Origin of the sequence: Streptomyces sp. NPDC006923 (assembly GCF_040635655.1) — a bacterium.
Taxonomy (GTDB): domain Bacteria; phylum Actinomycetota; class Actinomycetes; order Streptomycetales; family Streptomycetaceae; genus Streptomyces.
The window spans coordinates 349,598-374,834 of sequence record NZ_JBEYIF010000001.1 but is presented as its reverse complement, the minus strand read 5'-3'; the positions used below and the strand labels follow the sequence as shown (position 1 = coordinate 374,834).

Annotated in this window: 19 protein-coding genes; 6 read left to right on the top strand and 13 right to left on the bottom strand. The window is 71.9% G+C overall.

Going from position 1 to position 25,237, the window contains the following annotated elements; translation table 11 throughout:
* Window positions 1-11: 11 nt before the first annotated feature.
* The 10 genes from ABZ707_RS01685 to ABZ707_RS01640 all read right to left on the bottom strand — a co-directional run bounded on the left by ABZ707_RS01685 (window position 12) and on the right by ABZ707_RS01640 (window position 15,405).
* A complete protein-coding gene (locus ABZ707_RS01685) occupies window positions 12-977 on the bottom strand; it encodes a WYL domain-containing protein (RefSeq protein WP_360165984.1) in 966 nt (321 codons plus the stop codon).
* A gap of 78 nt (window positions 978-1,055) precedes the next feature.
* Window positions 1,056-3,737 carry a pyruvate dehydrogenase (acetyl-transferring), homodimeric type gene (aceE, locus tag ABZ707_RS01680; RefSeq protein WP_360165982.1) on the bottom strand — a complete coding sequence of 894 codons (2,682 nt, stop codon included), beginning with the start codon at window positions 3,735-3,737 and terminating at the stop codon, window positions 1,056-1,058.
* 217 nt (window positions 3,738-3,954) lie between these two features.
* Window positions 3,955-4,578, bottom strand: coding sequence for a GntR family transcriptional regulator (locus ABZ707_RS01675; protein WP_360165979.1), 624 nt, complete (start codon window positions 4,576-4,578; stop codon window positions 3,955-3,957).
* Between the two features lie 123 nt (window positions 4,579-4,701).
* Window positions 4,702-6,486, bottom strand: coding sequence for a 2-oxoglutarate dehydrogenase, E2 component, dihydrolipoamide succinyltransferase (sucB, locus tag ABZ707_RS01670; RefSeq protein ID WP_360165976.1), 1,785 nt, complete (start codon window positions 6,484-6,486; stop codon window positions 4,702-4,704).
* A 52-nt stretch (window positions 6,487-6,538) separates the two neighbouring features.
* A complete protein-coding gene (gene lpdA / locus ABZ707_RS01665; RefSeq protein ID WP_360165973.1) occupies window positions 6,539-7,927 on the bottom strand; it encodes a dihydrolipoyl dehydrogenase in 1,389 nt (462 codons plus the stop codon).
* Between the two features lie 412 nt (window positions 7,928-8,339).
* Window positions 8,340-9,869, bottom strand: a complete 1,530-nt coding sequence (locus tag ABZ707_RS01660) for a leucyl aminopeptidase (RefSeq protein WP_360165970.1) — start codon at window positions 9,867-9,869, stop codon at window positions 8,340-8,342.
* Between the two features lie 216 nt (window positions 9,870-10,085).
* A complete protein-coding gene (locus ABZ707_RS01655) occupies window positions 10,086-10,901 on the bottom strand; it encodes an adenosylcobinamide-GDP ribazoletransferase (RefSeq protein WP_360165967.1) in 816 nt (271 codons plus the stop codon).
* Window positions 10,902-11,028: 127 nt separating this feature from the next.
* Window positions 11,029-12,891, bottom strand: a complete 1,863-nt coding sequence (locus ABZ707_RS01650) for a phosphatidylglycerol lysyltransferase domain-containing protein (RefSeq protein ID WP_360165964.1) — start codon at window positions 12,889-12,891, stop codon at window positions 11,029-11,031.
* Window positions 12,892-12,968: 77 nt separating this feature from the next.
* A complete protein-coding gene (gene cobT, locus ABZ707_RS01645) occupies window positions 12,969-14,063 on the bottom strand; it encodes a nicotinate-nucleotide--dimethylbenzimidazole phosphoribosyltransferase (RefSeq protein ID WP_360165961.1) in 1,095 nt (364 codons plus the stop codon).
* Between the two features lie 130 nt (window positions 14,064-14,193).
* Window positions 14,194-15,405: a bifunctional adenosylcobinamide kinase/adenosylcobinamide-phosphate guanylyltransferase gene (locus tag ABZ707_RS01640; RefSeq protein WP_360165958.1), complete on the bottom strand. Its 1,212-nt coding sequence runs from the start codon at window positions 15,403-15,405 to the stop codon at window positions 14,194-14,196.
* 92 nt (window positions 15,406-15,497) lie between these two features.
* On the opposite strand from ABZ707_RS01640, the gene ABZ707_RS01635 reads away from it, so the two are divergent.
* Entirely contained in the window at window positions 15,498-15,707 is a 210-nt protein-coding gene (locus ABZ707_RS01635; RefSeq protein ID WP_360165955.1) for a hypothetical protein, read from the top strand.
* An 84-nt stretch (window positions 15,708-15,791) separates the two neighbouring features.
* Here the strand turns inward: ABZ707_RS01635 and ABZ707_RS01630 are convergent, their stop codons facing one another.
* From ABZ707_RS01630 to ABZ707_RS01620, 3 genes are all read right to left on the bottom strand, one after another.
* Window positions 15,792-16,874 carry a trypsin-like peptidase domain-containing protein gene (locus ABZ707_RS01630; RefSeq protein WP_360165952.1) on the bottom strand — a complete coding sequence of 361 codons (1,083 nt, stop codon included), beginning with the start codon at window positions 16,872-16,874 and terminating at the stop codon, window positions 15,792-15,794.
* Window positions 16,875-17,012: 138 nt separating this feature from the next.
* On the bottom strand, window positions 17,013-17,765 hold the full coding sequence (locus ABZ707_RS01625) for a methyltransferase domain-containing protein (protein WP_360166943.1): 753 nt from the start codon (window positions 17,763-17,765) through the stop codon (window positions 17,013-17,015).
* Between the two features lie 41 nt (window positions 17,766-17,806).
* Window positions 17,807-18,403, bottom strand: coding sequence for a DUF3043 domain-containing protein (locus ABZ707_RS01620; RefSeq protein ID WP_360165949.1), 597 nt, complete (start codon window positions 18,401-18,403; stop codon window positions 17,807-17,809).
* Between the two features lie 274 nt (window positions 18,404-18,677).
* Here ABZ707_RS01620 and ABZ707_RS01615 point away from each other — a divergent pair, with 274 nt between their 5' ends.
* From ABZ707_RS01615 to ABZ707_RS01595, 5 genes are all read left to right on the top strand, one after another.
* Window positions 18,678-19,466 carry a PspA/IM30 family protein gene (locus ABZ707_RS01615; RefSeq protein WP_319684753.1) on the top strand — a complete coding sequence of 263 codons (789 nt, stop codon included), beginning with the start codon at window positions 18,678-18,680 and terminating at the stop codon, window positions 19,464-19,466.
* Window positions 19,467-19,475: 9 nt separating this feature from the next.
* A complete protein-coding gene (locus tag ABZ707_RS01610) occupies window positions 19,476-19,757 on the top strand; it encodes a hypothetical protein (RefSeq protein ID WP_319684755.1) in 282 nt (93 codons plus the stop codon).
* A 162-nt stretch (window positions 19,758-19,919) separates the two neighbouring features.
* Window positions 19,920-21,164 (top strand): sensor histidine kinase, encoded by a 1,245-nt coding sequence (locus ABZ707_RS01605; protein ID WP_360165944.1) that lies wholly within the window; start codon window positions 19,920-19,922, stop codon window positions 21,162-21,164.
* Entirely contained in the window at window positions 21,161-21,844 is a 684-nt protein-coding gene (locus ABZ707_RS01600; RefSeq protein ID WP_360165941.1) for a response regulator transcription factor, read from the top strand. Before ABZ707_RS01605 ends, ABZ707_RS01600 begins: the two co-directional genes overlap by 4 nt.
* Window positions 21,845-22,072: 228 nt before the next feature.
* Window positions 22,073-25,222: an efflux RND transporter permease subunit gene (locus ABZ707_RS01595; RefSeq protein WP_360165938.1), complete on the top strand. Its 3,150-nt coding sequence runs from the start codon at window positions 22,073-22,075 to the stop codon at window positions 25,220-25,222.
* Window positions 25,223-25,237: the final 15 nt, after the last annotated feature.

Sequence of the window (25,237 nt, the reverse complement as noted above, 5' to 3'; positions counted from 1 at the left end):
GCGGGCCCTGGTCAGGTGTAGAGCGCGCGCATCCGGGCCGCCGCCTCCCTGAACCGGTCCCGCAGCGAGGCCGGTTCGAGGACCTCGGCCTCCGGGCCCAGCACCAGGAGCTGGGAGAACGCGACCTCCTCCGACTCCACCGCCAGCGCCACCGTGAGCCGGCCGTGCTCGTCGGCCGGGCCGGCCGCCTCGATCGCCTCGCGCGCGGCGGCGCGGTCCACGGCGCCCGGCAGCAGCCGGGCGCCGTCGGCGGAGAGCCGCACTACGATCCGCGCACGCAGCAGCGAACGCGCGAACTGGGCGGCCTGCGCCTCCCAGAAGCCCGGCAGGTCGAAGGAACCGTCCCGTACGAAACGTTCCTGCAAGGGCTCCGCCGAGACAAAGCGGTCGAGCCTGTAGACCCGGAACGTTTCCCGGGAGCAGGCGCAGAGATACCAGACACCGGCCTTGAGCACGAGACCGTACGGGGCCAGCTCGCGCTCCGCCTCGGCGCCGTGGCGCCGGTAGCGCGTGGACAGCATCCGGTCGCTCCACACCGCCTCGGCGACAACGGGCAGCAGCTCGGGTGTCTCCGGCTCGTGGTACCAGCCAGGGGCGTCGAGGTGGAAGCGCTGCGCGGCCGAGTCCTGCGCGTCCCGCAGGGACGGCAGCAGCGCCGCCGACACCTTCAGCCGGGCGACGGACGAGACGTCGTCCAGCCCCATCTCCCGCAGCGCGCCCGGCACACCGGAGAGGAAGAGTGCCTCGGCCTCGCCGCGGGCCAGGCCGGTCAGCCGGGTGTGATAGCCGCCGATCAGCCGGTAGCCGCCGGCCCTGCCCCGGTCCGCGTAGACCGGGACGCCGGCCTCGGAGAGTGCCTGGGCGTCCCGGGTGATGGTCCGCTCGGAGACTTCGAGCTCCCGGGCCAGGTCGGCACCGGTCATGGACGGTCTGGACTGGAGCAGGAGAACCATCTTGATCAGACGGGCAGCGCGCATGCGTTCCATGATGCAGGGGAGCCCCTGTCGCGAGGCGACAGGGGCTCCGGCTGTGCTTCCCGCGCAACGCGCCCCGGCTCAGCGGCCGTAGCGCTCCCGGGCCTCGGCCACCCGCTCCGGCTTGACCTCGCCGCGCCGGGCGAGCTGCGCCAGGACGGCGATCACGATCGACGGGGCGTCGACACCGAAGTGGCGGCGGGCCGCCTCCCGGGTGTCCGAGAGACCGAAGCCGTCCGTGCCGAGCGAGGTGTAGTCCTGCTCGACCCACTGGCTGATCTGGTCCGGGACCTGGCGCATCCAGTCGCTCACGGCGAGGACCGGGCCCGGCGCGCCGGACAGCGCGCGCGTCACATACGGCACGCGCTCCTCGCCGCGCAGCAGTGCCTCGTCGGCGGCCAGCGCGTCCCGGCGCAGCTCGCCCCAGGACGTGGCGGACCAGACGTCGGCGCTGACTCCCCAGTCGGCGGCGAGCAGTTCCTGTGCCTCCAGGATCCAGTGGATCGCCGTCCCGGACGCGAGGAGCTGCGCGCGGGGAGCGTCGGGCGCCGCCGGGGCGGCCTCCTTGAAGCGGTACAGGCCCTTGAGGATGCCCTCCTCGACGCCTTCCGGCATCGCGGGCTGCGGCATCGGCTCGTTGTAGACCGTCAGGTAGTAGAAGACGTCCTCGTTCTCGGCCGGGTCGGCGTGGCCGTACATCCGCCGCAGTCCGTCCTTGACGATCACGGCGATCTCGTAGGCGAAGGCCGGGTCGTAGTTGAGCGCGGCCGGGTTGGTGGCCGCGATCAGGTGCGAGTGGCCGTCCGCGTGCTGGAGGCCCTCGCCCGTCAGGGTCGTACGGCCGGCGGTGGCGCCGACGATGAAGCCCTTGCCGAGCTGGTCGGCGAGCTGCCACATCTGGTCGCCGGTGCGCTGCCAGCCGAACATCGAGTAGAAGATGTAGAACGGCAGCATCGGTTCGCCGTGGGTGGCGTACGACGTCGCCGCGGCGATGAAGTCGGCCATCGAACCGGCCTCGGTGATGCCCTCGTTGAGGATCTGCCCGTCCTTGGCTTCCTTGTAGTACAGAAGCTGGTCGCGGTCGACCGGGTCATAGGTCTGGCCGAGCGGCGAGTAGATGCCGGCGGACGGGAAGAGCGCCTCCATGCCGAAGGTGCGGGCCTCGTCCGGGACGATCGGGACCCAGCGCCTGCCGGTCTCCTTGTCCCGCATCAGGTCCTTCATCAGGCGTACGAACGCCATGGTCGTCGCCACCGGCTGCGAGCCCGAGCCCTTGGCGACGGTCTGGAAGGCCCTCTCGGACGGCTGGGGCAGTGCGACGGGGTGCACCCGGCGGGCCGGGGCGGGGCCGCCCAGCTCCGCGCGCCGCTCCTGGAGGTAGCGCACCTCCGGGGAGTCGGCCCCGGGGTGGCCGTACGGGACCAGGCTGTCGTTCAGCCGCGCATCGGGGATCGGCAGTTCGAGCAGGTCCCGCATGGCGCGGAACTGCTCGCCCGAGAGCTTCTTCATCTGGTGGTTGGCGTTGCGCGACTCGAAGCCGGCGCCGAGCGTGTAGCCCTTCACGGTCTGCGCGAGGATCACGGTCGGCGCGCCCTCGTGTGCCAGCGCCGCGCGGTAGGCCGCGTACACCTTGCGGGCCTCGTGGCCGCCGCGGGAGGTGAAGAAACACTCGGCGATCTTCGTGTCGGGCAGCAGCTTCGCCAGCTCGACGAGGGCCGGCTCGGCTCCGAAGAAGTGCTCCCGGATGTAGGCGACATCGCGGGTCGCGTACGTCTGGAACTGCGCGTCCGGCACCTGGCGCAGCCGGCGTACCAGCGCCCCCGTGGTGTCCAGGGCGAACAGCTCGTCCCAGGCGGAGCCCCACAGCGACTTGATGACATTCCAGCCGGCGCCGCGGAACTGGGCCTCCAGCTCCTGCACGATCTTGAAGTTGGCGCGGACCGGACCGTCGAGACGCTGGAGATTGCAGTTGATGACGAAGGTCAGATTGTCCAGCCGCTCACGGGACGCGAGGGCGAGTGCGGCCGTCGACTCCGGCTCGTCCATCTCGCCGTCGCCGAGGAACGCCCAGACGTGCGAGGCGGAGGTGTCCTTGATGCCGCGGTTCGTCAGGTAGCGGTTGAAGCGCGCCTGGTAGATCGCGGAGAGCGGGCCGAGGCCCATGGAGACGGTCGGGAACTCCCACAGCCAGGGCAGCCGCCGCGGGTGCGGGTACGAGGGCAGTCCCTGGCCGCCGGCCTCCTGGCGGAAGTTGTCCAGGTCCGCCTCGTTCAGCCGTCCGTCGAGGAAGGCGCGGGCGTAGATGCCGGGGGAGGCGTGGCCCTGGATGTAGAGCTGGTCGCCGGAGCCGTCCCCCTCCTTGCCGTGGAAGAAGTGGTTGAAGCCCGTCTCGTACAGCCAGGCCGCCGAGGCGAAGGTGGCGATGTGACCGCCGACGCCGTAGCGGGCGCCGCGGGTGACCATCGCGGCCGCGTTCCAGCGGTTCCAGGCGGTGATCCGGGACTCCATCGCCTCGTCGCCGTCGAAGGCGGGCTCGGCGGCGGTGGGGATGGTGTTCACATAGTCGGTCTCCAGCAGCGCCGGCACCGGGACCCCGGCGGCGCCGGCGTGCTGGTGGGTGCGGCGCAGCAGGTACGCGGCGCGGTGCGGTCCCGCGTGTTCGGTGACGGCGTCGAGGGAGGCCGCCCACTCGGCGGTCTCCTCGGTGTCACGGTCCGGGAGCTGATCGAGCTCACTCGGGAGTTTGCCTACGGGGTCGGTCATGGTCGCCGCCTTCCGGACAGGAGGGGGGTGGAGAAGAGCCTTGTCTGGCAGGACAGGGCGACGGGCTGGGTGCAGCCCGCCAACGATCGTAAGTCGCTGATCGATGATCGATCAAAGGGTTGAAGGGAAAAACTTCTCGATACAGAGGAATTGGCATTCCGTGCCGTGGAACGGGGCACCGGGTGACGATCGGCAATTCGGGTGCAAGGTGAAGGAATCAGGCGCGTGGCGCACATCCGAGCACATGGTCCTTCACCAGTGCGCCGATGCGGGGATCGCGCCGCCGGAACGCCTCGACCAGTTCCTGGTGCTCCTCGGCGTACGACTGCTGCACCGTCCCCAGCCAGCGGATCGACAGCGCGGTGAAGACCTCGATGCCCAGCCCCTCCCAGGTGTGCAGCAGGACACCGTTCCCGGCCGCCCGCACCAGCTCCCGGTGGAAGGCCACCGTGTGGCGCACCTGCGCCGTCCCGTCCGTTCTGCTGTCCGCCCCGTACAACGCCGTCACCTGCGCTTCGAGCGCGGAACAGTCGGCGGCCAGCCGCTCGGCCGCCAGCTCGGCGGCGATCTGCTCAAGACCGGCCCGGACCGGATAGCTCTCCTCAAGATCGGCCGCGGTCAGATTCCGCACCCGTACGCCCTTGTTCGGCGCCGACTCGATCAGCCGCAGGCTCTCCAGCTCGCGCAGCGCCTCGCGGACCGGGGTCTGGCTGACCTGGAGCTCGGTCGCGATCCGCCGCTCGACGATCCGCTCGCCCGGCTTCCAGCGCCCGCTGACGATCCCCTCCACGATGTGCTCGCGGATCTGTTCGCGCAGCGAGTGGACGACGGGCGTGGTCATGGAGCGCTCCTCCGGGGCAGCGGGCGATGGATAGACGATACGGCGGCGCCCCCGCCCGGAGGAGATCCGGACGGGGGCGCCGTTGCCGTGGGGAGTGCCTTCGGATGGCTCGGTGAAGGCGGCTCAGAGGCCGAGTTCCACCTCGAACTCGCCGGCCTCCAGGATCGCCTTGACGGCCGTCAGATAGCGGGCGGCGTCCGCGCCGTCCACCAGCCGGTGGTCGTAGGAGAGCGCGACATACGTCATGTCACGGATGGCGATGGTCTCGCCCAGATCCGGGTGGTTGACGACGACCGGGCGCCGGACGGTGGCACCGATGCCGAGGATCGCGACCTGGTTCGGCGGCACGATGATCGTGTCGAACAGCGCGCCGCGCGAACCGGTGTTGCTGATGGTGAAGGTCGCACCGGCGAGGTCGTCCGGAGTGATCTTGCTGGCACGGACCGCCGCCGCCAGCTCCGCGGTCTTCTTGGAGATACCGGCGATGTTCAGATCGCCCGCGCCCTTGATGACCGGGGTCATCAGACCCTTCTCGGAGTCCACCGCGATACCGATGTTCTCCGAGTCGAAGTACGTGATCGTGCCCTCGCCCTCGTTGATCCGGGCGTTGATGACCGGATGGGCCTTCAGCGCCTGGGCCGCCGCCTTGACGAAGAACGGCATCGGGGAGAGCTTGACGCCCTCACGGGCGGCGAACGCGTCCTTGGCCTTGGCCCGCAGACGCATCAGCTTGGTGATGTCCACCTCGACCACCGAGGTGAGCTGGGCCTGCGTGTGCAGCGCCTTCATCATGTTGTCGCCGATGACCTTGCGCATCCGGGTCATCTTGACGGTCTGACCGCGCAGCGGCGACGTCTCCAGCTTCGGCGCCCGGGGGGCGGCGGCGGGAGCGGCGGCCGGTGCCGGGGCGGCAGCCTTGGCGGCCTCGGCGGCGGCGATGACGTCCTGCTTGCGGATACGGCCGCCGACGCCGGTGCCCTTGACGGAGGCCAGCTCGACGCCGTTCTCCGCGGCGAGCTTGCGGACCAGCGGCGTGACGTACGCGCCGTCGTCACCGGAGGTCGCGGCGGGTGCCGGTGCCGGGGCGGCGGGACGGACGGGGGCGGGCGCGGCCGGCGCCGGGGCCGGGGCCGCCGGGGCCGGGGCCGCCGGGGCCGGGGCGGGGGCCGGGGCGGCGGGTGCCGGTGCCGGGGCGGGTGCCTCGGCCTTCGGGGCCTCCTGCGCTGGTGCGGGGGCGGGCGCGGGGGCCGCCGGAGCGGCCGCCGGTGCCGCACCCGGCGCGCCGATGACCGCGAGCTTGGCGCCGACCTCGGCGGTCTCGTCCTCGCCGACGACGATCTGGAGCAGCACGCCCGAGACCGGGGCGGGGATCTCGGTGTCGACCTTGTCGGTGGAGACCTCCAGCAGCGGCTCGTCGGCCTCGACCGACTCGCCGACCTCCTTCAGCCAGCGGGTGACGGTGCCCTCGGTGACGCTCTCACCGAGCGCCGGCAGGACCACTTCGGTGCCCTCGGCGGAACCGCCGCCGGACGCCGCCTCGGCGGTGGGCGCCGGAGCCGGGGCCTCGGTCTCGGTGGACGGGGCGGCCTCGGGCGCCGGGGCGGGAGCCTCCTGCGCGGGAGCGGGCGCCGGCTCGGCCGCGGGGGCCGCGGCCGGGGCGGACTCGCCCGCTCCGTCGTCGATGACGGCCAGCTCGGCGCCGACCTCCACGGTCTCGTCCTCGGCGACCTTGATGGACGCGAGCACACCGGCGGCGGGAGCCGGGATCTCGGTGTCGACCTTGTCGGTGGAGACCTCCAGCAGCGGCTCGTCGGCCTCGACGCGCTCGCCCTCGGCCTTCAGCCAGCGAGTGACAGTGCCCTCGGTGACGCTCTCGCCGAGCGCCGGCAGGGTTACGGAAACCGCCATGGTTTCAGTTGCTCCTAACGAATGTGCGGTAGTGGTCGTCGCCCGGACTGGATCAGTCGTGGGAGTGCAGGGGCTTGCCGGCCAGGGCCAGGTGGGCCTCGCCGAGCGCTTCGCTCTGGGTCGGGTGCGCGTGGATGAGCTGCGCGACCTCGGCCGGCAGAGCCTCCCAGTTGTAGATGAGCTGAGCTTCGCCGACCTGCTCGCCCATACGGTCACCGACCATGTGGACGCCGACCACGGCACCGTCCTTGACCTGGACGAGCTTGATCTCGCCCGCGGTCTTCAGGATCTTGCTCTTTCCGTTGCCCGCGAGGTTGTACTTGAGCGCGACGACCTTGTCCGCACCGTAGATCTCCTTGGCCTTGGCCTCGGTGATACCGACGGAGGCGACCTCGGGGTGGCAGTACGTCACCCGGGGCACGCCGTCGTAGTCGATCGGCACGGTGGGCAGACCGGCCAGCCGCTCGGCGACCAGGATGCCCTCGGCGAAGCCGACATGGGCGAGCTGGAGGGTCGGGACGAGGTCACCGACGGCCGAGATGGTCTCCACGTTCGTCCGCATGTACTCGTCGACGAGGACATAGCCGCGGTTCAGCGTGACGCCCTGCTCCTCGTAGCCGAGGCCCTGCGAGACCGGGCCGCGGCCGATCGCGACCAGCAGCACCTCCGCCTCGAAGGTCTTGCCGTCGGCCAGCGTGACGCGGACACCGTCCTCGGTGTACTCGGCCTTGTCGAAGAACGTGCCGAGGTTGAACTTGATGCCGCGCTTGCGGAAGGAGCGCTCCAGGAGCTTGGAGCTGTTCTCGTCCTCGACCGGGACGAGGTGCTTCAGGCCCTCGACGATCGTGACGTCGGTGCCGAAGGACTTCCACGCCGAGGCGAACTCGACGCCGATGACACCGCCGCCGAGGATGATCGCGGACTTCGGGACGCGGTCCAGCTTCAGCGCGTGGTCCGACGAGATGACGCGGTTGCCGTCGATCTCCAGGCCGGGCAGCGACTTCGGTACGGAGCCGGTCGCGAGCAGGACATGACGGCCCTGGATGCGCTGGCCGTTCACATCGACGGAGGTCGGCGAGGAGAGACGGCCCTCACCCTCGATGTAGTGCACCTTGCGTGAGGCGACCAGACCCTGGAGGCCCTTGTAGAGGCCCGAGATCACGTCGTCCTTGTACTTGTGGACGGCCGCGATGTCGATGCCCTCGAAAGTGGTCTTGACACCGAACTGTCCGGCCTCGCGCGCCTGGTCGGCGATCTCACCGGCGTGGAGCAGGGCCTTGGTGGGGATGCAGCCCATGTGCAGGCAGGTGCCGCCCAGCTTGTTCTTCTCGATCAGGGCGACGTCCAGGCCCAGCTGCGCTCCGCGCAGCGCCGCGGCGTAACCGCCGCTACCGCCGCCGAGGATCACTAGGTCGAAAACGGTGCTGGCGTCGTTCGCCACGTCACGTCCTCCATGCATGTGCGCCGGGCGCGGTCTGCGATGACCGGGCGGCGGCTGGTGTTCGGCCGCTGTTTCTTCGGCCCTGTGGTGGGGGCCCTGTCCTGCCGAGAACCCATCTTCGCACTTGTCGGCGGGCGGCGGGACGCGGGGCTGCGGTCTGAGACAGGGCTCGGCTCACTCTGATGGGTTACCGCAGCGTACGGACCTATGTATTTCGTCACGGGCGCAATCGGGAGCCGGTCCCGGGCCGGGAAACACCAGGTCCCGACGAGCCATTCCCGTGGTGTTCTGTTGTGTCCCGCCACCCGGCCCGGTCCGTCTTCGGCGCGGGAGCCGAAGACGGACCGGAGCCCGGAGCGGACGGCCCTTCCGGGCGGGCCCGGTCCTGGGGGCAGGGCCTGGGGGCCCGGCGCTAGGCGGAGGCAGCCGTGCGCTCGGCCAGCTTCACCAGGGTGCGGATCGCGGAGCCGGTGCCGCCCTTGGGCGTGTAGCCGTACGGGGCGCCCTCGTGGAAGGCCGGGCCCGCGATGTCCAGGTGGGCCCAGGTGATGCCCTCGCCGACGAACTCCTTCAGGAAGAGTCCGGCGACCAGCCCGCCGCCCATGCGCTCGCCCATGTTGGCGATGTCCGCGATGGGGGAGTCCATGCCCTTGCGCAGGTCGGCGGGGAGCGGCATCGGCCAGGACGCCTCTCCGACCTCCCCGGCGATCTCGTGGACGGACGTACGGAACGCGTCGTCGTTCGACATGATGCCGAAGGTGCGGTTGCCCAGCGCCAGCACCATCGCGCCGGTCAGGGTCGCCACGTCGACGATCACGTCCGGCTTCTCCTCGGAGGCCCGGGTGATCGCGTCGGCCAGCACGAGCCGGCCCTCGGCGTCGGTGTTCAGCACCTCGACGGTCTTGCCGCTGTACATGCGCAGGACGTCACCGGGACGGGTGGCGGCGCCGGACGGCATGTTCTCGGCCAGCGCGAGCCAGCCGGTGACGTTGACGCGCAGGCCGAGACGGGCGGCGGCGACGACGGCGGCGAACACCGCGGCGGCGCCGCTCATGTCGCACTTCATCGTCTCGTTGTGGCCGGCCGGCTTCAGCGAGATGCCGCCCGAGTCGTAGGTGATGCCCTTGCCGACCAGGGCCAGGGTCTTCTCCGCCTGCGGGTGCGTGTAAGCGAGCCTGACCAGGCGCGGCGGGGTGGCCGAGCCCTGGCCGACGCCGAGGATGCCGCCGTAGCCGCCCTTGGCGAGCGCCTTCTCGTCGAGGACCTGCACCTTGATGCCGTTCTCCTTGCCGGCGGCGGTGGCCACGGCGGCGAAGGCCTCGGGCGTGAGGTCGTTCGGCGGGGTGTTGATCAGATCGCGGGCGCGGTTGATCTCCTCGGTCAGCGCGATCGCACGCTCGACCGCGGCCTTGTGCGCCTTGTCACGGGGCTTGGCACCGAGCAGCGCGATCTCGGCGAGCGGCAGCTTCGGACCGTTGTCGCCCTTCTTCTTCGCGTTCTTCTCGCCGCCCAGGTACGCGGTGAAGGCGTACGCGCCGAGGAGAGCGCCCTCGGTGACGGCCTCGATGTCCCCGGTCTCGTCGACGGGCAGCGCGAAGCCGGCCTTCTTGGTGCCGGACAGCGCACGCGCGGCGGTGCCCGCGGCACGGCGCAGCGGCTCGGAGGCGTACGCCTCGCCCTTGGCCGGCACCGGGCCGAGCCCGACAGCGAGGACGACCGGCGCCTTCAGGCCGGACGGCGCGGGCAGCTTGATCACCTCGCCCTCGGCGCCCGTGGTGCCGAGGGTCTCCAGGACGGCGGCGAGCTTTCCGTCGAACGCCTTGTCCACGGCCTCGGCGCCCGGCGCGACGACCGGTCCCCTGGCGCCCTTCGCGACCCCGACGACGATCGCGTCGGCGCGCAGCGTCGCAGCGCCGGCAGTGCTGAGAGTGAGAGCAGTCACGGTGGTGAAATCTCGCTTCCGTAGAGGTTCTTGGCGGTCGAGGGGTGGGCCGACCGTGCCCGCCGCATCGTAATTCGGCCCGAAGCGCGGCGGGAATGAGCCTACGCTCGGTAATCTGCGGCGCTCACAGCGGCGGCGGTTCGGCCATCCATGGGCGGCTTTTCCGCCTTTGCGGATGCCGCCCCGCAGTCGGACGACGCTACTTCTGAACGCGCCTCAGCCCAGCGTCAGCGCGACCAGGGCCACCGTCGCCGCCGTCTCCGCGAGGGCCCCGAACACATCGCCGGTGACCCCGCCGAACCGGCGTACGCAGTGGCGCAGCAGCAACTCCGCCGCGCCCAGGCCACCGAGCACCGCCGCCGCGTGCAGCACGGCGCCGGAGATCCCGTGGCGCGCGCCCGCCGCCGCGCCCGCCGCCGTGACCAGCAGTGCCAGGGCCGACGCCACCCGTACCGGCACGGTGCCCGCGACCGCGGCGCCCAGCCCGTCGGGCCGGGCCGCGCGTACGCCCTTTCGGCAGGCGAACGTGAGCGCCAGGCGCGCCGTGACACCGGCGAGGACCACCCCCGCCGCGCCGTCCGCCCAGCCCGCCCCGTACAGCTCCGAGACCGCCGCGATCTGGGCCAGCAGCATCAGCACCAGGGTGATCACGCCGAAGGGACCGATGTCGGACCGCTTCATGATCCGCAGCGCGTCTCCGGCCGGCTTACCGCTGCCGAGGCCGTCCGCGGTGTCGGCGAGACCGTCGAGATGCAGCCCGCGGGTGAGGACGGCGGGCACGGCCACCGAGACCACCGCCGCGAGCGCCGGGGCGGAGCCCGCGAGCAGCAGCAGACCACCGGTGGCCGCCGCGCACAGGCCCACCACCACTCCGGCCAGCGGCGCGGCCGGCATTCCGGCCCGCGCGGCGGCGCGGTCCCAGCGGGCCGCCCGGACCGGGAGCACGGTGAGGGTGCCGAAGGCGAAACGTATGCCGTCGGCCGCCGAGGCCCGGTCCGCGGCGCCATCCGCCGTGCTGTCTGTGGGGTTCATCGCGCGAAGGGTAGCCCGGACGGCGTACCGCCGACGTGGCGGCGGGCACCGGGCCGGCGGCGCCCGCACCGGCCGGACGCTCAACGTCCCTGACCGCGAAGGCCGTTGGCCGCCCGGCTGCCCGGGATCAGCGTCGGGTGTCCAGCCGTCTGCGGTGCAGCCAGCCCGGCAGGCCCGGCGCCTCCAGGAAGCCCTCCGCGCGGCCCGCGGCGAGGCCGATGCGGAGCAGATCGGCACTCTTCTCGAAGAGCAGGAAACGAGGTTCCCAGATCGGCCGGTACTTGGCGTTGGCGCGGTAGAGCGACTCGATCTGCCACCAGCGCGAGAAGAAGCTGAGCAGCGACCGCCACAGCCGGAGCACCGGCCCGGCGCCCAGCTTTCCGCCCCGCTCGAAGACCGAGCGGAACATCGCGAAGTTGAGCGAGACCTGGCTGATCCCGATCTCCCCGGCGCGCCGGAGGAGTTCGATGACCATGAACTCCATCAGACCGTTCTCGGCGTCCCGGTCGCGGCGCATGAGGTCGAGCGAGAGCCCCTTGGGGCCCCAGGGCACAAAGCTCAGTACGGCGCGCAGTTCGCCGGCGTCCTCGGCGTTCCCGGCGTTTCCGGCGTTCCCGGCGTCTTCGGTGTTCCCGGCGTTTCCGGTGTTCTCGGTGTTTCCGGCGTTTCCGGTCCGCTTCCCGCCGCCGTGCCGGCATTCGAGCATGACGCAGCCCCCGTCGCCGGGATCGCCCAGCCGGCCGAGGGCCATCGAGAAGCCGCGCTCCGTCGCTCCGTCGCGCCAGTCGTCGGCGCGGCGCAGCAACTCCGCCATCTCGTCGGCGGGAATGTCCTCGTGCCGCCGGATACGCACCCGGTAGCCGGCCCGCGCGACCCGGTTGTACGCCTGGCGCACGGTCCGCATCGCCCGCCCCTCCAGCGTGAACTCGACGGTCTCCACGATCGCTTCGTCGCCCAGTTCCAGCGCGTCGAGCCCGTGCCGCGCGTAGACCGTGCCGGCCTCCTCGCTCGCGCCCATGACGGCCGGGATCCAGCCGTGCTCCCGGGCCTCGGCGAGCCAGGGGACGATCGCTCCCGGCCATGCCTCCGGATCACCGATCGGGTCGCCGGAGGCCAGGGAGACCCCGTCGACGACGCGATAGGCGACGGCCGCCTTCCCGGTCGGGGACCATACGACGCTCTTCTCGCGGCGCAGCGCGAAGTAGCCGAGGGAGTCACGCTCGCCGTACCTGTCGAGCAGGACGCGGAGCCTCGCCTCGTCCTCCTCGGTGATCGGGTCGACGGCCCGGCGCGAACGGAAGGCCGCGTACAGCACCGCGAGCAGCAGCACGGTGGAGAGGACGTTGATGACCACATTGACCCAGCCGGGCACCGCGATGCCGGGGGAGCCTGCGTCGTCACCGGCCAGCGAGACCAGCCGCGTCGCGCCGTAGCGCCAGCGCTCAGCGAAGGACGAGCCGCCGGGCGCGGTGTTGGTGACGGTGACGAGCAGCGCCGCCAGCAGCGAGGCGGCCAGCAGCCCGCTGACCGCCACCGCCCCGGCCAGCTTCGGGTTGGAGCGGTCGCCCTTGGCGTAGAACTCCCGCCGCCCCAGCAGCAGCGCGCACACAAAACCCGCCGTCGCCGCCAGCGAGAGCCAGTTCTGCGGATACCGCCTGATCTCCGGAAAGACCATCATGAACGCGAACAGCGACAGGAAGAGCCCGGCGAGACAGACATTCAGAATCCAGGCGGCGCGCTTGCGGCGGCGCATCGTGATCGCCAGGAAGAGCGTGAAGACGCCGGAGGCGAAGCCCGCGGTGAGCAGGTACGGGGTGAAGTAGTTGTCGGTGTTGTGCCGCCGCAGGTCCTGGCCCAGGGAGAGCCAGACGGCGCTCAGCAGATTGATGAACGCGACCGCGCGCAGGTACCAGACGGCGAATGCCGCACTGCGCCGCGAACGGTCGGTGCCCCGGCTCAATCGATCGGCGGCCACACGGACTTCTCCCATAAAAGTGATCATATGGGGGCATTCCGTTTCATGGTCGCCCGATGCGCCCGCCCGTGGCAGCGCCCGGACCCGGGGCGTCAGTCCGTACCGCCCTCCGTGTCCGTCTGCTCCGTGTCCGTCTGCTCCTTGGGCCGCTCGGGCAGCTCGGCCGCGAGCGCCGCCGCGGCCCGCACCAGCGGCAGCGCGAGCATCGCACCCGCGCCCTCCCCGACCGTGACGCCCTGGTCGAGCAGCGGCTCCAGCGCCATCCGGTCCAGCGCCTTCGCCTGGGCCGGCTCCCCGCTCGCATGGCCCGCGAGCCACCAGTCAGGGGCCCGGAACGCCGCCCGCTGACCCACCAGCGCGCAGGCCGCCGACACCACACCGTCCAGGATCACCGGCATCCGCCGTACGGCGCTCTGCAGCAGAAAGCCCGTCATCGCGGCCAGATCCGCGCCGCCCACCGCGGCCAGCAGCTCCAACTGGTCGCCCAGCACGGGCCGCGCCCGGCGCAGCGAGTCCCGGACGGCCGCGCATTTGCGCATCCACGCCAGATCGTCGATACCGGCGCCGCCGCGTCCGGTCACCACGGAGGCGTCCGTCCCGCACAGCGCGGCGATCAGCGTGGACGCGGGCGTCGTCCCGCCGACGCTCAGATCCCCGAGGACGACGAGATCCGTGCCGGAGTCCGCCTCCTCGTCGGCGATCGCCATACCGAGCCGCACGGCCAGCTCGGCCTCCTCCGCGGTCAGCGCGTCCTCGATGTCGATACGCCCGCTGCCCCGGCGTACCCGGTGGCGTACGACCTCCTCGGGCAGCAGCCCCGGATCGCAGTCCAGACCGGCGTCGACGATCCGTACCGGCACGCCCGACTGGCGCGCGAGCACGGCGACGGGGCTCGCGCCCTCCAGCACGGCACGGACCAGCTCGTACGCGGTGCCCGCCGGGCGTCCCGAGACCTGGAGCGAGGCCACCCCGTGGTCACCGGCGAACAGCACGACGCGCGGCTGCTGGACGGCCTTGACCGGCACGGACGCCTGCGCGGCGGAGAACCACTCGCCCAGCTCGTCGAGACGGCCGAGAGCGCCGGGCGGCACGGACAGCCGCTGCCGTCGTTCCTCGGCGTCACGGCGCGTACCGCTGTCCGGGCGCTCGATCAGATCGGAGAAGTCGTCGAGATTCAGCGAGCTCATTCGCCGAACAGTACCGTCGCGGTGAGCCTCCGCCGGGGCGCGGGTCGCCTCCGGCGGTGATTGCGGGTCGCCCGCCCGCCACCCCACCCCGAACCCACAGCTTCACCCGCCCCCGCCGGACGGCCGACCGTCACCGCAACGGCAGCGCCTGCCCCGCCACGACCAGCAGCACATGCTCGCACTCGGCCGCCACAGCCGCGTTCAGCCGCCCCAGTTCGTCGCGGAAGCGCCGTCCGGAGGCGGTCGCCGGGACCACGCCCGAGCCCACCTCGTTGGTCACCGCGACAACCGTGCGCCGGGTCTCGCGTACGGCCTCGGCCAGTTCTCCCGTCCGCTCCCGCAGGGCCTTCTCGCCGCCCGTCGCCCAGGCCGCGTCGTCCCACGCGTTCACCCGGTCCATCGCGTCCGTCAGCCAGAGCGACAGGCAGTCGATCAGCAGCGGCGGGCCCTCGGCCGCGAGCAGCGGTACGAGATCGCAGGTCTCGGTGGTGAGCCAGGAGGCGGGCCGGCGCTCGCGGTGCGCGCGGACCCGGGCCTCCCACTCCGTGTCACCGGCGCGGCCGCCGCCGGTCGCCACGTACAGCACCCCCGGGAAGGTGGCCAGCCGCCGCTCGGCCTCCCAGGACTTGCCGGAGCGGGCCCCGCCCGTCACCAGCGTGCGCCGCGGCACCTCAGGGGCCGGGTGGTACGCGCCGACCGTCAGCGTCGTCCCGTCCGGCACGGCCCGCGCGCCCGCCGCCGCGAGCCGCCGCTCCAGTTCGGCGCCGGGCGGCACGTCGTGGTCGAGATGGACGGCGACAACATCGGTGAGCGGGCCGATCGCTCCGGCCGCCCGCAGCCGTGCCACCGCGTCGGGCCGGCCGACGACATCGGCGGCCACCATGTCGTACGGCGCCTGGGCCGTCCGGCTGCCGCTGTCGGGCGTCCCGGCCGGCGCCCCGCCCGGCGGGAGGTAGAGCAGCCGCTGGCCGCCGGGCGCCGTCACCTCGTATCCCGTGCCCGGCGCGTCCATCGCCAGCGCCCGCACCCGGTGGCCGCTGAGCAGCGTCAGCACCCGCCCGTCCGCCACCCGTCCCGCCGTGGGCAGCCCGGCGGGCAGTTCCACCGCGGGACCGTCGTGCGGGTGGGTCAGCAGCACTTGCCGCACCCCCGCGAGGGAGTGGCCGGCCCGGGCCGCCGCGAGCGCGGCTCCCGGAGTCAGGTCCAGCAGCAGGACGCCGTCCACCAGCAGCGCGGTCGCGGCGCGGGTCAGCTCGCCGCGGGCGGTCGCGCACGCGGCGCAGGGGCAGTGAGGGCGGGGAAGCCCGGCGGGGGCCCCGGTGCCGAGCAGAGTCAGTTCCACGGAGCTGATCCTCCCGCGTCACCGCGTACGGTGCGCGCCCGGCTACGCTGCGGGCAGGAACTGATCAGTACGGCGGGACCCGGGAGGCGCACATGGCGTGGACGTGGCGGTTCGAGAAGTCCGACGGGACGGAGGTCTCGCCGGCGGTGGAGCCGGAGGAGTTCACCACGCAGGGGGACGCCGAGTCCTGGATCGGTGAGGTCTGGAAGGAGCTTCTGGAGGGAGGCGCCGAGCAGGTGCATCTGTACGAGGACACCACCAAGATCTACGGCCCGATGAGCCTGCGGGCGGACGAGGGCTGACCGGCCGGGAGCGCCCGCGGGCCGGCCGGTCCGCGGGCGTGGCCGCCCGGAGCCCCGCCCGTCCGTACCGGGGCACGCGAGCCCCTACATCTCGCCGAGTCTCACCTCGGCGGTCTTCGTGTCGCTGCCGCGGACATAGGTCACCTTGACCCGCTGGCCCGGTTTGGCCGCCGCGAGCACCTCGGACAGCGAGGTGATCGAGGTGACCGCGCTGTTGCCGACCTTGACGATGATGTCCCCGGTCCTGATCCCGGCCGCCGCGGCGGCGCTGCCCTTCAGGGTCTTGACGACCGCGACCCCGGCCGGCTGGAGATTGTCGCCGAGGACGGTGCGGCCGCTGATGCCGAGCGCGGCCCGGCCCGAGTTGGTGACCTTCCCGTTCTTGATGATCTGGTCGGCGACGGTCTTCACCATCGACACGGGGATCGCGAAGCCGATGCCCGGCGCGGCGCTGTCGCCCAGTTGCGGGTCGGTCGCGGCCAGGGTGGGGATGCCGATCACCTGGCTGTCCAGATTGACCAGGGCGCCACCGCTGTTGCCCGGGTTGATCGCGGCCGAGGTCTGCACCATGTTGGGGATGGTGGCGCCCGTCCCGCCCGCCGGGCTCTCGCTGACGGTCCGCCCGACCGCCGAGACGATGCCCTGGGTGACGCTTCCGGACAGTCCCAGCGGAGAGCCCATGGCGAGCACGATCTGACCGACCGCCACCTGCGACGTGTCGCCGAACTTCGCGGCCCTCAGGCCCTTCGGCACCTGCTCCAGCTTGATGACGGCGAGATCCTGCTGCGGGAAGCTGGAGACCAGCCGGGCCTTCATCGGCTGCTCGCGGGTGGCCATGGTGACCGCGAAGGTCTTCTGTTTGCCGACGACATGGGCGTTGGTGACGACATGGCCCTGGTTGTCGTAGACGACGCCCGAGCCCAGGCTGTTCCCGGCGTCGATCTGGACGACCGACGGCAGCACATTCCTGATGACGGTCTCGTAGTCGGTCTGGAGCTCGTTGGTGGAGCGCTGGGGGGCCGCGGCCTCCGTCGTGGCGGCGGACGACGCGGTGCCGGAGCCCGCCCCGCCCTGGCCGGCGCAGCCGCCGACCAGGGCGATCGCGCAGATCCCGGCGGTCAGGGTCAGCAGCCGGCGCGCGAGGCCGCGGCGGGGGGAGACATCCATGACCGGAGTATCCCTTTTATATGCTTAGTGCTGCCCCTGGTGCGCCGCCGATCAGGGGGCGGGATCATCCCCCCGAACGGACGCGGACGCGCCCGGCGGGCACCGCCGCCGCGCGACCGGCGGGAACACGGCCGGCTCTCAGCCGCGCACGCCGCACAGATGCAGCAGCGCCGCGACCCGGCGGTACGGGTCGGTGCGGCCCGCCTTGTCCTCCGCGGCCAGCAGCCGCTCCAGCTCGTCCCCGGCCGGCGGCTCCGCGTCGTCGGCGGCGCCGTCCGTGAAGACCCTTACCCCGTACCAGACATGCAGCGGCGCGGCGATCCCCGCCAGCGTCGCGGTGAGCGCGTCCAGCCGGTCGGCCCGCACCTGGACGCCCAGCCTGTTGGTGTACGTGTCCGTCTCGAAGGCGCTCAGCGCGCCGTCCCAGTCCCCGGCGAGGCCGGGCCGCAGGGCGAGGGTGTCCGCGTTCCGCACGAGCAGGGACAGCAGCCCGCCCGGTGCCAGCATCCTGGCCAGGCCCGCGAGCATCGCGTCAGGCTCCTGGACATACATCAGCACCCCGTGGCAGAGCACCACGTCGAAGCTGCCCGGCAGGAAGTGCACCCCGGTCTCCAGGCCGTCGCCCTCGACCAGACGCACCCGCTCCCGTATGCCCGCCGGCTCGGTGGCGAGCGACTCCTGGGCCGTGGCCAGCATCCCGGCGTCGGACTCCAGCCCCGTCACCGTGTGCCCGGCGCGCGCCAGCCGCAGGGCCTGGGTGCCCTGCCCCATCCCGACATCCAGCACACGCAGTCGCCGGCCGACCGGGAAACGCCCGGCTATCTGCTCGTCGAGCTGGCGGGCGACCAGTTCCTGACGGACAACATTGCGCAGCCCGCCCAGCCCCGCCAGCCAGTTCGCCGATGCTCCGGCGAAACCGGAGACCTCCGTGCTCAGGGCCGCTCCCCGCGCTTGACCTGCGGCTTGGGAAGGCGCAGCCGGCGCATCTGGAGCGTACGCATCAGGCCGTAGGCCACGGCGCCACGCCGGGGAGTGTCCGGGAAGCGCTCGGCGAGCTGCTTCTTCAGCCGGAACCCGACACCGATCGAGTCCACGACGATCAGCACGATGACCCCGAGCCACAGCAGCAGCGCGATGTTCTGCAGCGAGCCGACCCGGACCATGCTCAGCACCAGGATCACCACCGCCAGCGGCAGGAAGAACTCCGCGACGCAGAAGCGCGAGTCCACGAAGTCGCGGACGAAACGGCGCACCGGGCCCTTGTCACGGGCCGGCAGATAACGCTCGTCACCGCTGGCCAGCGCCTCGCGCTGCTTGGCCAGATCCGCTCGGCGGGCCTCGCGCTGGCGCTTCATGGCCGTCTTGCGGTCGGTCGGCGTCGTCGAGGCACGGCGTCGCTGCGACTGTGCCTCACTGCGCTTGGGGGTCGGGCGGCCCTTGGGGGCCTGCGGATTGCGGGTCTGCGTGGAGAGGTCCGCCGTCACCTGCGTGGCGGTGGCCTTCTCTTCCTTGGCGCGGCTACGGAACACAAGGCCCAAGGGTACGGGGTGCCGTGGTTGGGCCCCACCCCCGAGGGGAACGATCCCGCAACGGCCCGCGTCCTTAACTGCGACAGAGGGGACTTTGCCCCCGCTTTCCCTGAGGGACATCTACTCCTCGCGCCGCATGGCGGACCGGGACCAGTCGTCCTTGGGGATGAGCGCATCCGCACTCGAACAGTGCGGTAATAGAGGCAGGGCCCGTACTGTGGGTTCTGTTGGAGTGCTGGAGCCGGAGTCCGTCAGAAGGGGGCGCGCGAAGCCCATGAGCGGTGTGATGAAGCGTATGGGGATGATCTTCCGCGCGAAGGCCAACAAGGCCCTTGACCGGGCCGAGGATCCGCGCGAGACCCTGGATTACTCGTATCAGAAGCAGCTCGAACTGCTCCAGAAGGTACGCCGCGGTGTGGCCGACGTGGCGACGTCGCGCAAGCGCCTGGAGCTTCAGCTCAATCAGCTCCAGGGGCAGTCGACCAAGCTGGAGGACCAGGGCCGCAAGGCGCTGGCACTCGGCCGGGAGGACCTGGCCCGGGAGGCGCTGTCCCGCCGCGCCGCGCTCCAGCAGCAGGTCACCGACCTGGAGACCCAGCACACGACGCTCCAGGGCGAGGAGGAGAAGCTCACGCTCGCGGCGCAGCGCCTCCAGTCCAAGGTGGACGCCTTCCGTACGAAGAAGGAGACCATCAAGGCCACGTACACCGCCGCGCAGGCGCAGACCCGGATCGGAGAGGCCTTCTCCGGCATCTCCGAGGAGATGGGCGACGTCGGCATGGCGATCCAGCGCGCGGAGGACAAGACCGCGCAGCTCCAGGCCCGCGCGGGCGCGATCGACGAGCTGCTCGCCTCCGGCGCCCTGGACGACCAGTCCGGGATGGCGAAGGACGACATCGCCGCCGAGCTGGACCGGATCTCCGGCGGTTCGGATGTCGAGCTGGAGCTCCAGCGCATGAAGGCGGAGCTCGCCGGAGGTTCGGCCCCGCAGCAGGCGATCGAGGGCGGTCCGGCCGACCAGCAGGACTCCCGGCCCGGCCCGCACAAGTTCGACAAGCAGTAAGGACTCGTCATGATCGTACGGATCATGGGGGAGGGTCAGGTGAAGCTGGCGGACAGCCACTTCACCGAGCTGAACAGGCTCGACGACGAGCTGCTGGCCGAGGTCAGGGACGGCGACGGGGACGGCTTCCGCCGCACCTTCCACGCCCTGCTCGACAAGGTGCGCGAACTCGGCGAGCCACTGCCGGACGACTCCCTGGAGCCGTCCGAACTCATCCTGCCCGCTCCGGGGGCGACCCTGGAGGAGGTCCGCGAGCTGCTGAACGACGAGGGCCTGATCCCTTCGGTCTGACCCCCGGCGGCGTCCTCACCCGCGCTCCGGCCACTCCGACGCTGCCCCGGCCCGCCACGGCGCCGGGGCACCGTGCTGTCCGGGCGGGCCCGCGCGCGGACCGTCGCCCCCCGGCGGCCGCTCGCGGTGGCCCGGTCGCCGCAACCCGTACCGTTGCTCGATGTGACCTCCTTCGGAACCGCGTTCGCCCAGACCCGGTGCTGGGCGCGCGCGCATCCGCTCGCACCCGACGCCGCCCTGGCCGCCGCCGTCCTCGCGTGCATGGTGGTCGGCTCGTTCGCCGATCCGCACGGCGGTCCCGGCGGTCCCAGCTTCGGCACCCGTACGCCCGGGGCCGTCAGCGTCGTGCTCATGGTCCTCGGCGCCGCCGCGCTCGTCTTCCGCCGCCGCAGGCCGATGGCCGTGCTCGTCTGCGCGGGTGCGGTGACCGCCGTCGAACTGATCATCTGCCATCCGCCGGCCCCCGTGGTCCTCAGCGCCGTCATCGCGCTCTACACCGTCGCCGCCCACACCGACCGCCCCACCACCTGGCGGGTCGGTCTCGCCACGATGACGGTGCTCACCGCCGTCGCGATGCTGTTCAGCGCGGGCCCCTGGTACGCCCAGGACAACTTGGCGATCTTCGCCTGGACGGGCATGGCGAGCGCCGCCGGCGACGCGGTGCGCAGCCGTCGCGCCTTTATCGACGCCATACGCGAACGAGCCGAGCGCGCCGAACGCACCCGCGAGGAGGAGGCCCGCCGCCGGGTCGCCGAGGAACGCCTGCGGATCGCCCGGGATCTGCACGACGTGGTCGCCCATCACATCGCCCTGGTCAACGTCCAGGCCGGGGTCGCCGCGCATGTCATGGACAGACGTCCCGACCAGGCCAAGGAGGCCCTCTCCCATGTGCGGGAGGCCAGCCGCTCCGCGCTCAACGAGCTGCGCGCCACCGTCGGCCTGCTGCGCCAGTCCGGCGACCCCGAGGCACCCACGGAACCGGCCCCCGGCCTCGCCCATCTCGACGGACTGCTGGACACCTTCCGCAACGCCGGGCTGCCGGTGCGGTACGTCGCGGCCGAAGGGATCTCCGAGGGCGCCGTCCGGTTCCCGGCCGCCGTCGACCTCGCCGCGTACCGGATCGTCCAGGAGGCCCTCACCAATGTGCGCAAGCACGCCGGCCCCGGCGCCGAGGCCGAGGTCAGCGTCGTACGGGTCGGCCCCACCGCGGAGATCACCGTGCTGGACAACGGCGCGGGCACCGGCGAGCCGGCCGACGGAGGCGGCCACGGCCTCCTCGGCATGCGCGAACGCGTCACCGCGCTGGGCGGCACCCTCACCGCGGGACCCCGCTACGGCGGCGGTTTCCGCGTCCAGGCGATACTGCCGATACTGCCGGCCGCGGCCCGTACGGGGGAGAACGCATGACGATCAGGGTGCTGCTCGCCGACGACCAGACGCTGCTGCGCAGCGCGTTCCGGGTGCTGGTGGACTCGGAGCCGGACATGGAGGTCGTCGGGGAGGCCGCGGACGGCGCCCAGGCCGTCGCCCTCGCCCGCTCCGCCAGGGCCGATGTCGTCCTGATGGACATCAGGATGCCCGGCACCGACGGGCTCGCCGCCACCCGCATGATCAGCGCGGACCCGGACCTGGCCGGGGTGCGGGTCGTCATGCTGACGACCTTCGAGGTCGACGAGTACGTGGTCCAGTCGCTGCGCGCCGGTGCCTCCGGCTTCCTCGGCAAGGGCGCGGAACCGGTCGAGCTGCTCAACGCCATCCGGATCGCGGCGGCCGGTGAGGCGCTGCTCTCGCCCGCCGCGACGAAGGGGCTCATCGCGACCTTCCTCGCCCAGACCGGTCCGGCGGACGCGGCGGACTCCGCGGTCTACTCGGAGCGGCTGGACGCGCTCACCGTCCGTGAGCGTGAGGTCCTCGTACAGGTCGCGGGCGGCCACTCCAATGACGAGATCGCGGAGCGGCTGGCGGTCAGCCCGCTGACCGTGAAGACCCATGTGAACCGCGCCATGGCGAAACTCGGTGCCCGAGACCGCGCCCAATTGGTGGTAATCGCGTACGAATCGGGCCTGGTACGTCCAAGGGTGGAGTGAGCGCCCACCTCGCCGTACTCCAGGCGCGGTATGCGCCTGGTGAGGAAATGGACCTGGGGCCTACGAAACGCCCCGTCCCCATGGCTGATCGTATAGAGGGGCCGCAGTGCCCGTCCGTAGACGAGCCACCCGAGCCGGTCCATCCGCCGCCGGACCGGCCGTAACGGGGCCGCCCGGAGACGGGTCGCCGCGCCCACCTGCCGTGCACACCACAGAAGAGAGACCCCAATGTCCTGGCTGTCCAGATTCAGCCTCGCGCAACGGGCCCTGACCGGGCTGATCTCGATCATCGCGATCGTCTTCGGAGCGATAGCGATACCCCAGCTCAAGCAGCAGTTGCTGCCTTCCATCGAACTCCCGATGGTGTCGGTGCTCGCCCCCTACCAGGGCGCCTCCCCCGATGTGGTCGAGAAGCAGGTCGTCGAGCCGCTGGAGAACTCGCTGAAGTCCGTCGACGGCATCAGCGGCGTCACCTCCACGGCGAGCGAGGGCAACGCCCTCGTCATGGCCAGCTTCGACTTCGGGGACGAGGGCACCAAGCAGCTCGTCGCCGATGTCCAGCAGGCCGTGAACCGGGTCAGGAGCCAGCTCCCCGAGGGTGTCGACCCGCAGGTCGTGGCCGGCTCGACGGACGACATCCCGACCGTCGTCCTCGCCGTCACCTCCGACAAGGACCAGCAGGCGCTCGCCGACCAGCTCGACCGTTCGGTCGTCCCGTCGCTGGAGAGCATCGACGGCGTGGGCCAGGTCTCCGTCGACGGGGTGCGCGACCTCCAGGTCTCCGTCACTCCCGACGACAAGAAGCTCGCCGCGGCGGGCCTGAACACCATGGCGCTCTCCGAGGCCCTCAAGGCCGGGGGCGCGACCGTGCCGGCGGGTTCGTTCGCCGAGGACGGCAAGAGCCGCACCGTGCAGGTCGGCGGCGGCTTCACCTCGCTGAAGCAGATCGAGGACCTGCGGATCGCGCCCCAGGCGGGTGGCGCGGGAGGGTCCGGCCAGGGCGCCAGGCCGGTACGCCTCGGTGACATCGCGACCGTCGAGCAGAAGCCGGCCGCCGCGACCTCCCTGACCCGTACGAATGGCAAGCCGAGCCTCGCGGTCCTGGTCACCATGGACAAGGACGGCAGCGCCGTCGCCATCTCGGACGGCGTCCAGGACCGGCTGGACGACCTGCGCAAGGACCTCGGCTCCGGCGCCACCCTGACCGTCGCCAGCGACCAGGGCCCCGCCGTCTCCAAGTCGATCTCCGGCCTGACCACCGAGGGCGCGCTCGGCCTGGTCTTCGCGGTCATCGTGATCCTGGTCTTCCTGGCCTCGATCCGGTCCACACTGGTCACCGCGATCTCCATCCCGCTCTCCGTCGTCCTCGCGCTGATCGTGCTGTGGACGCGTGACCTCTCCCTCAATGTCCTCACCCTCGGCGCGCTGACCATCGCGATCGGCCGCGTCGTCGACGACTCGATCGTCGTCCTGGAGAACATCAAGCGGCACCTCAGCTACGGCGAGGAGCGGGAGAGCGCCATCCTCACCGCGGTCAAGGAGGTCGCGGGCGCGGTCACCTCGTCCACGCTCACCACCGTCGCGGTGTTCCTGCCCATCGGTCTGGTGGGCGGCATCGTCGGCGAACTGTTCGGCTCGTTCTCGCTGACCGTGACGGCGGCCCTGCTGGCCTCCCTGCTCGTCTCGCTGACCGTCGTCCCGGTCTTCTCCTACTGGTTCCTCCGGGCGCCGAAGGAAGCGCTCGGGATCGACCCGGACGAGGCACGCCGCCTCGCGGAGGAGAAGGAGAACGGCAGCCGGCTGCAGCGGATCTATGTGCCGGTGCTGCGCTTCGCGACCCGTCGCCGCCTCACCAGCGTGGGCATCGCGGTGGTCGTCCTGCTCGCCACCTTCGGCATGGCGCCGCTGCTCAAGACGAACTTCTTCGACCAGGGCGACCAGGAGGTCCTCTCCCTCAAGCAGGAGCTGCCCCCGGGCACCAGCCTGGAGTCGGCCGACGCCTCCGCGAAGAAGGTCGAGAAGGTCCTCGCCGGGATCGACGAGATCAAGGACTACCAGGTCACCGTCGGTTCCTCCGGCTTCCTGGCGGCCTTCGGCGGCGGTACGGGCGCCAACCAGGCGTCGTACCAGGTGACCCTGAAGGACGCCGCCACCTACGCGGACACCCAGGACCGGATCGAGAAGGACCTCGCCAAGCTCGACGGCATCGGCGAGACGACCATCTCCTCCGGCGGCGGCTTCGGCAGCCAGGACCTGAGCGTCGTGGTGAAGGCGTCCGACGGGGACACCCTCGGCAAGGCGGCGGCCCAGGTGCGGGACGCCGTCGCGAAGCTCGACGATGTCACGGACGTGCAGAGCGACCTGTCGCAGAGCGTCCCGCGCATCTCGGTCAAGGCGAACGCCAAGGCCGCGGACGCCGGGTTCAACGACGCCGCGCTCGGCGCGGCCGTCGCCCAGGCGGTGCGCGGCACCACCTCGGGCAAGGCGGTCCTCGACGACACCGAGCGCGATGTCGTCATCACCTCGGCCAAGCCGGCCACGACGATCGCCGAGCTGAAGGACCTGCCGCTCGGACCGGTGAAGCTCGGGCAGATCGCCGAGGTGAAGCTGGTCCCCGGCCCGGTCTCGATGACCCGGATCGACGGGGCCCGCGCGGCGACGATCACCGCGCGGCCGACCGGCGACAACACCGGCGCCGTGAGCGCCTCGCTCCAGTCGAAGATCGACGCGCTGGACCTGCCGTCCGGCGCGACCGCGTCCATCGGCGGTGTCTCGCAGGACCAGGACGACGCCTTCGCCAATCTGGCGCTCGCCATGCTGGCGGCCATCGCGATCGTCTTCATGCTGCTGGTCGGTACCTTCCGGTCACTGATCCAGCCGCTGATCCTGCTGGTCTCCATCCCGTTCGCGGCGACGGGCGCGCTCGGCCTGCTGATCCTGACCGGCACCCCGATGGGTGTCCCGGCGATGATCGGCATGCTGATGCTGATCGGCATCGTGGTCACCAACGCGATCGTGCTGATCGACCTGATCAACCAGTACCGGAAGCAGGGCCTGGGCGTTGTCGAGGCGGTCGTCGAGGGCGGCCGTCACCGGCTCCGTCCGATCCTGATGACGGCGCTGGCCACGATCTTCGCGCTGCTGCCGATGGCGCTGGGAATCACGGGCGAGGGCGGCTTCATCGCGCAGCCGCTCGCGGTCGTGGTGATCGGCGGTCTGGTCACCTCGACCGTGCTGACGCTGCTGCTGGTGCCGACGCTGTACGCGATGGTGGAGCTGCGCAAGGAGCGCCGCGCGAAGAAGAAGGCGGCGAAGTCGCAGCCGAAGCAGGGACCGGCCCCGGCCGCCGAGCGCGACCCGGAACCGGCGAACGTCTGACGCCGTCACCGGCGG

What these genes read in the sequence shown, in the direction of transcription:
- ABZ707_RS01685 (WP_360165984.1), bottom strand. Translation starts at nt 977, where the DNA reads ATGCGCGCTGCCCGTCTGATCAAGATGGTTCTCCTGCTCCAGTCCAGA.
- ABZ707_RS01655 (WP_360165967.1), bottom strand. Translation starts at nt 10,901, where the DNA reads ATGAACCCCACAGACAGCACGGCGGATGGCGCCGCGGACCGGGCCTCG.
- ABZ707_RS01610 (WP_319684755.1), top strand. Translation starts at nt 19,476, where the DNA reads ATGATCGTACGGATCATGGGGGAGGGTCAGGTGAAGCTGGCGGACAGC.
- aceE (WP_360165982.1), bottom strand. Translation starts at nt 3,737, where the DNA reads ATGACCGACCCCGTAGGCAAACTCCCGAGTGAGCTCGATCAGCTCCCG.
- ABZ707_RS01650 (WP_360165964.1), bottom strand. Translation starts at nt 12,891, where the DNA reads ATGGGAGAAGTCCGTGTGGCCGCCGATCGATTGAGCCGGGGCACCGAC.
- ABZ707_RS01635 (WP_360165955.1), top strand. Translation starts at nt 15,498, where the DNA reads ATGGCGTGGACGTGGCGGTTCGAGAAGTCCGACGGGACGGAGGTCTCG.
- cobT (WP_360165961.1), bottom strand. Translation starts at nt 14,063, where the DNA reads ATGAGCTCGCTGAATCTCGACGACTTCTCCGATCTGATCGAGCGCCCG.
- sucB (WP_360165976.1), bottom strand. Translation starts at nt 6,486, where the DNA reads ATGGCGGTTTCCGTAACCCTGCCGGCGCTCGGCGAGAGCGTCACCGAG.
- ABZ707_RS01595 (WP_360165938.1), top strand. Translation starts at nt 22,073, where the DNA reads ATGTCCTGGCTGTCCAGATTCAGCCTCGCGCAACGGGCCCTGACCGGG.
- ABZ707_RS01615 (WP_319684753.1), top strand. Translation starts at nt 18,678, where the DNA reads ATGAGCGGTGTGATGAAGCGTATGGGGATGATCTTCCGCGCGAAGGCC.
- ABZ707_RS01600 (WP_360165941.1), top strand. Translation starts at nt 21,161, where the DNA reads ATGACGATCAGGGTGCTGCTCGCCGACGACCAGACGCTGCTGCGCAGC.
- ABZ707_RS01675 (WP_360165979.1), bottom strand. Translation starts at nt 4,578, where the DNA reads ATGACCACGCCCGTCGTCCACTCGCTGCGCGAACAGATCCGCGAGCAC.
- ABZ707_RS01630 (WP_360165952.1), bottom strand. Translation starts at nt 16,874, where the DNA reads ATGGATGTCTCCCCCCGCCGCGGCCTCGCGCGCCGGCTGCTGACCCTG.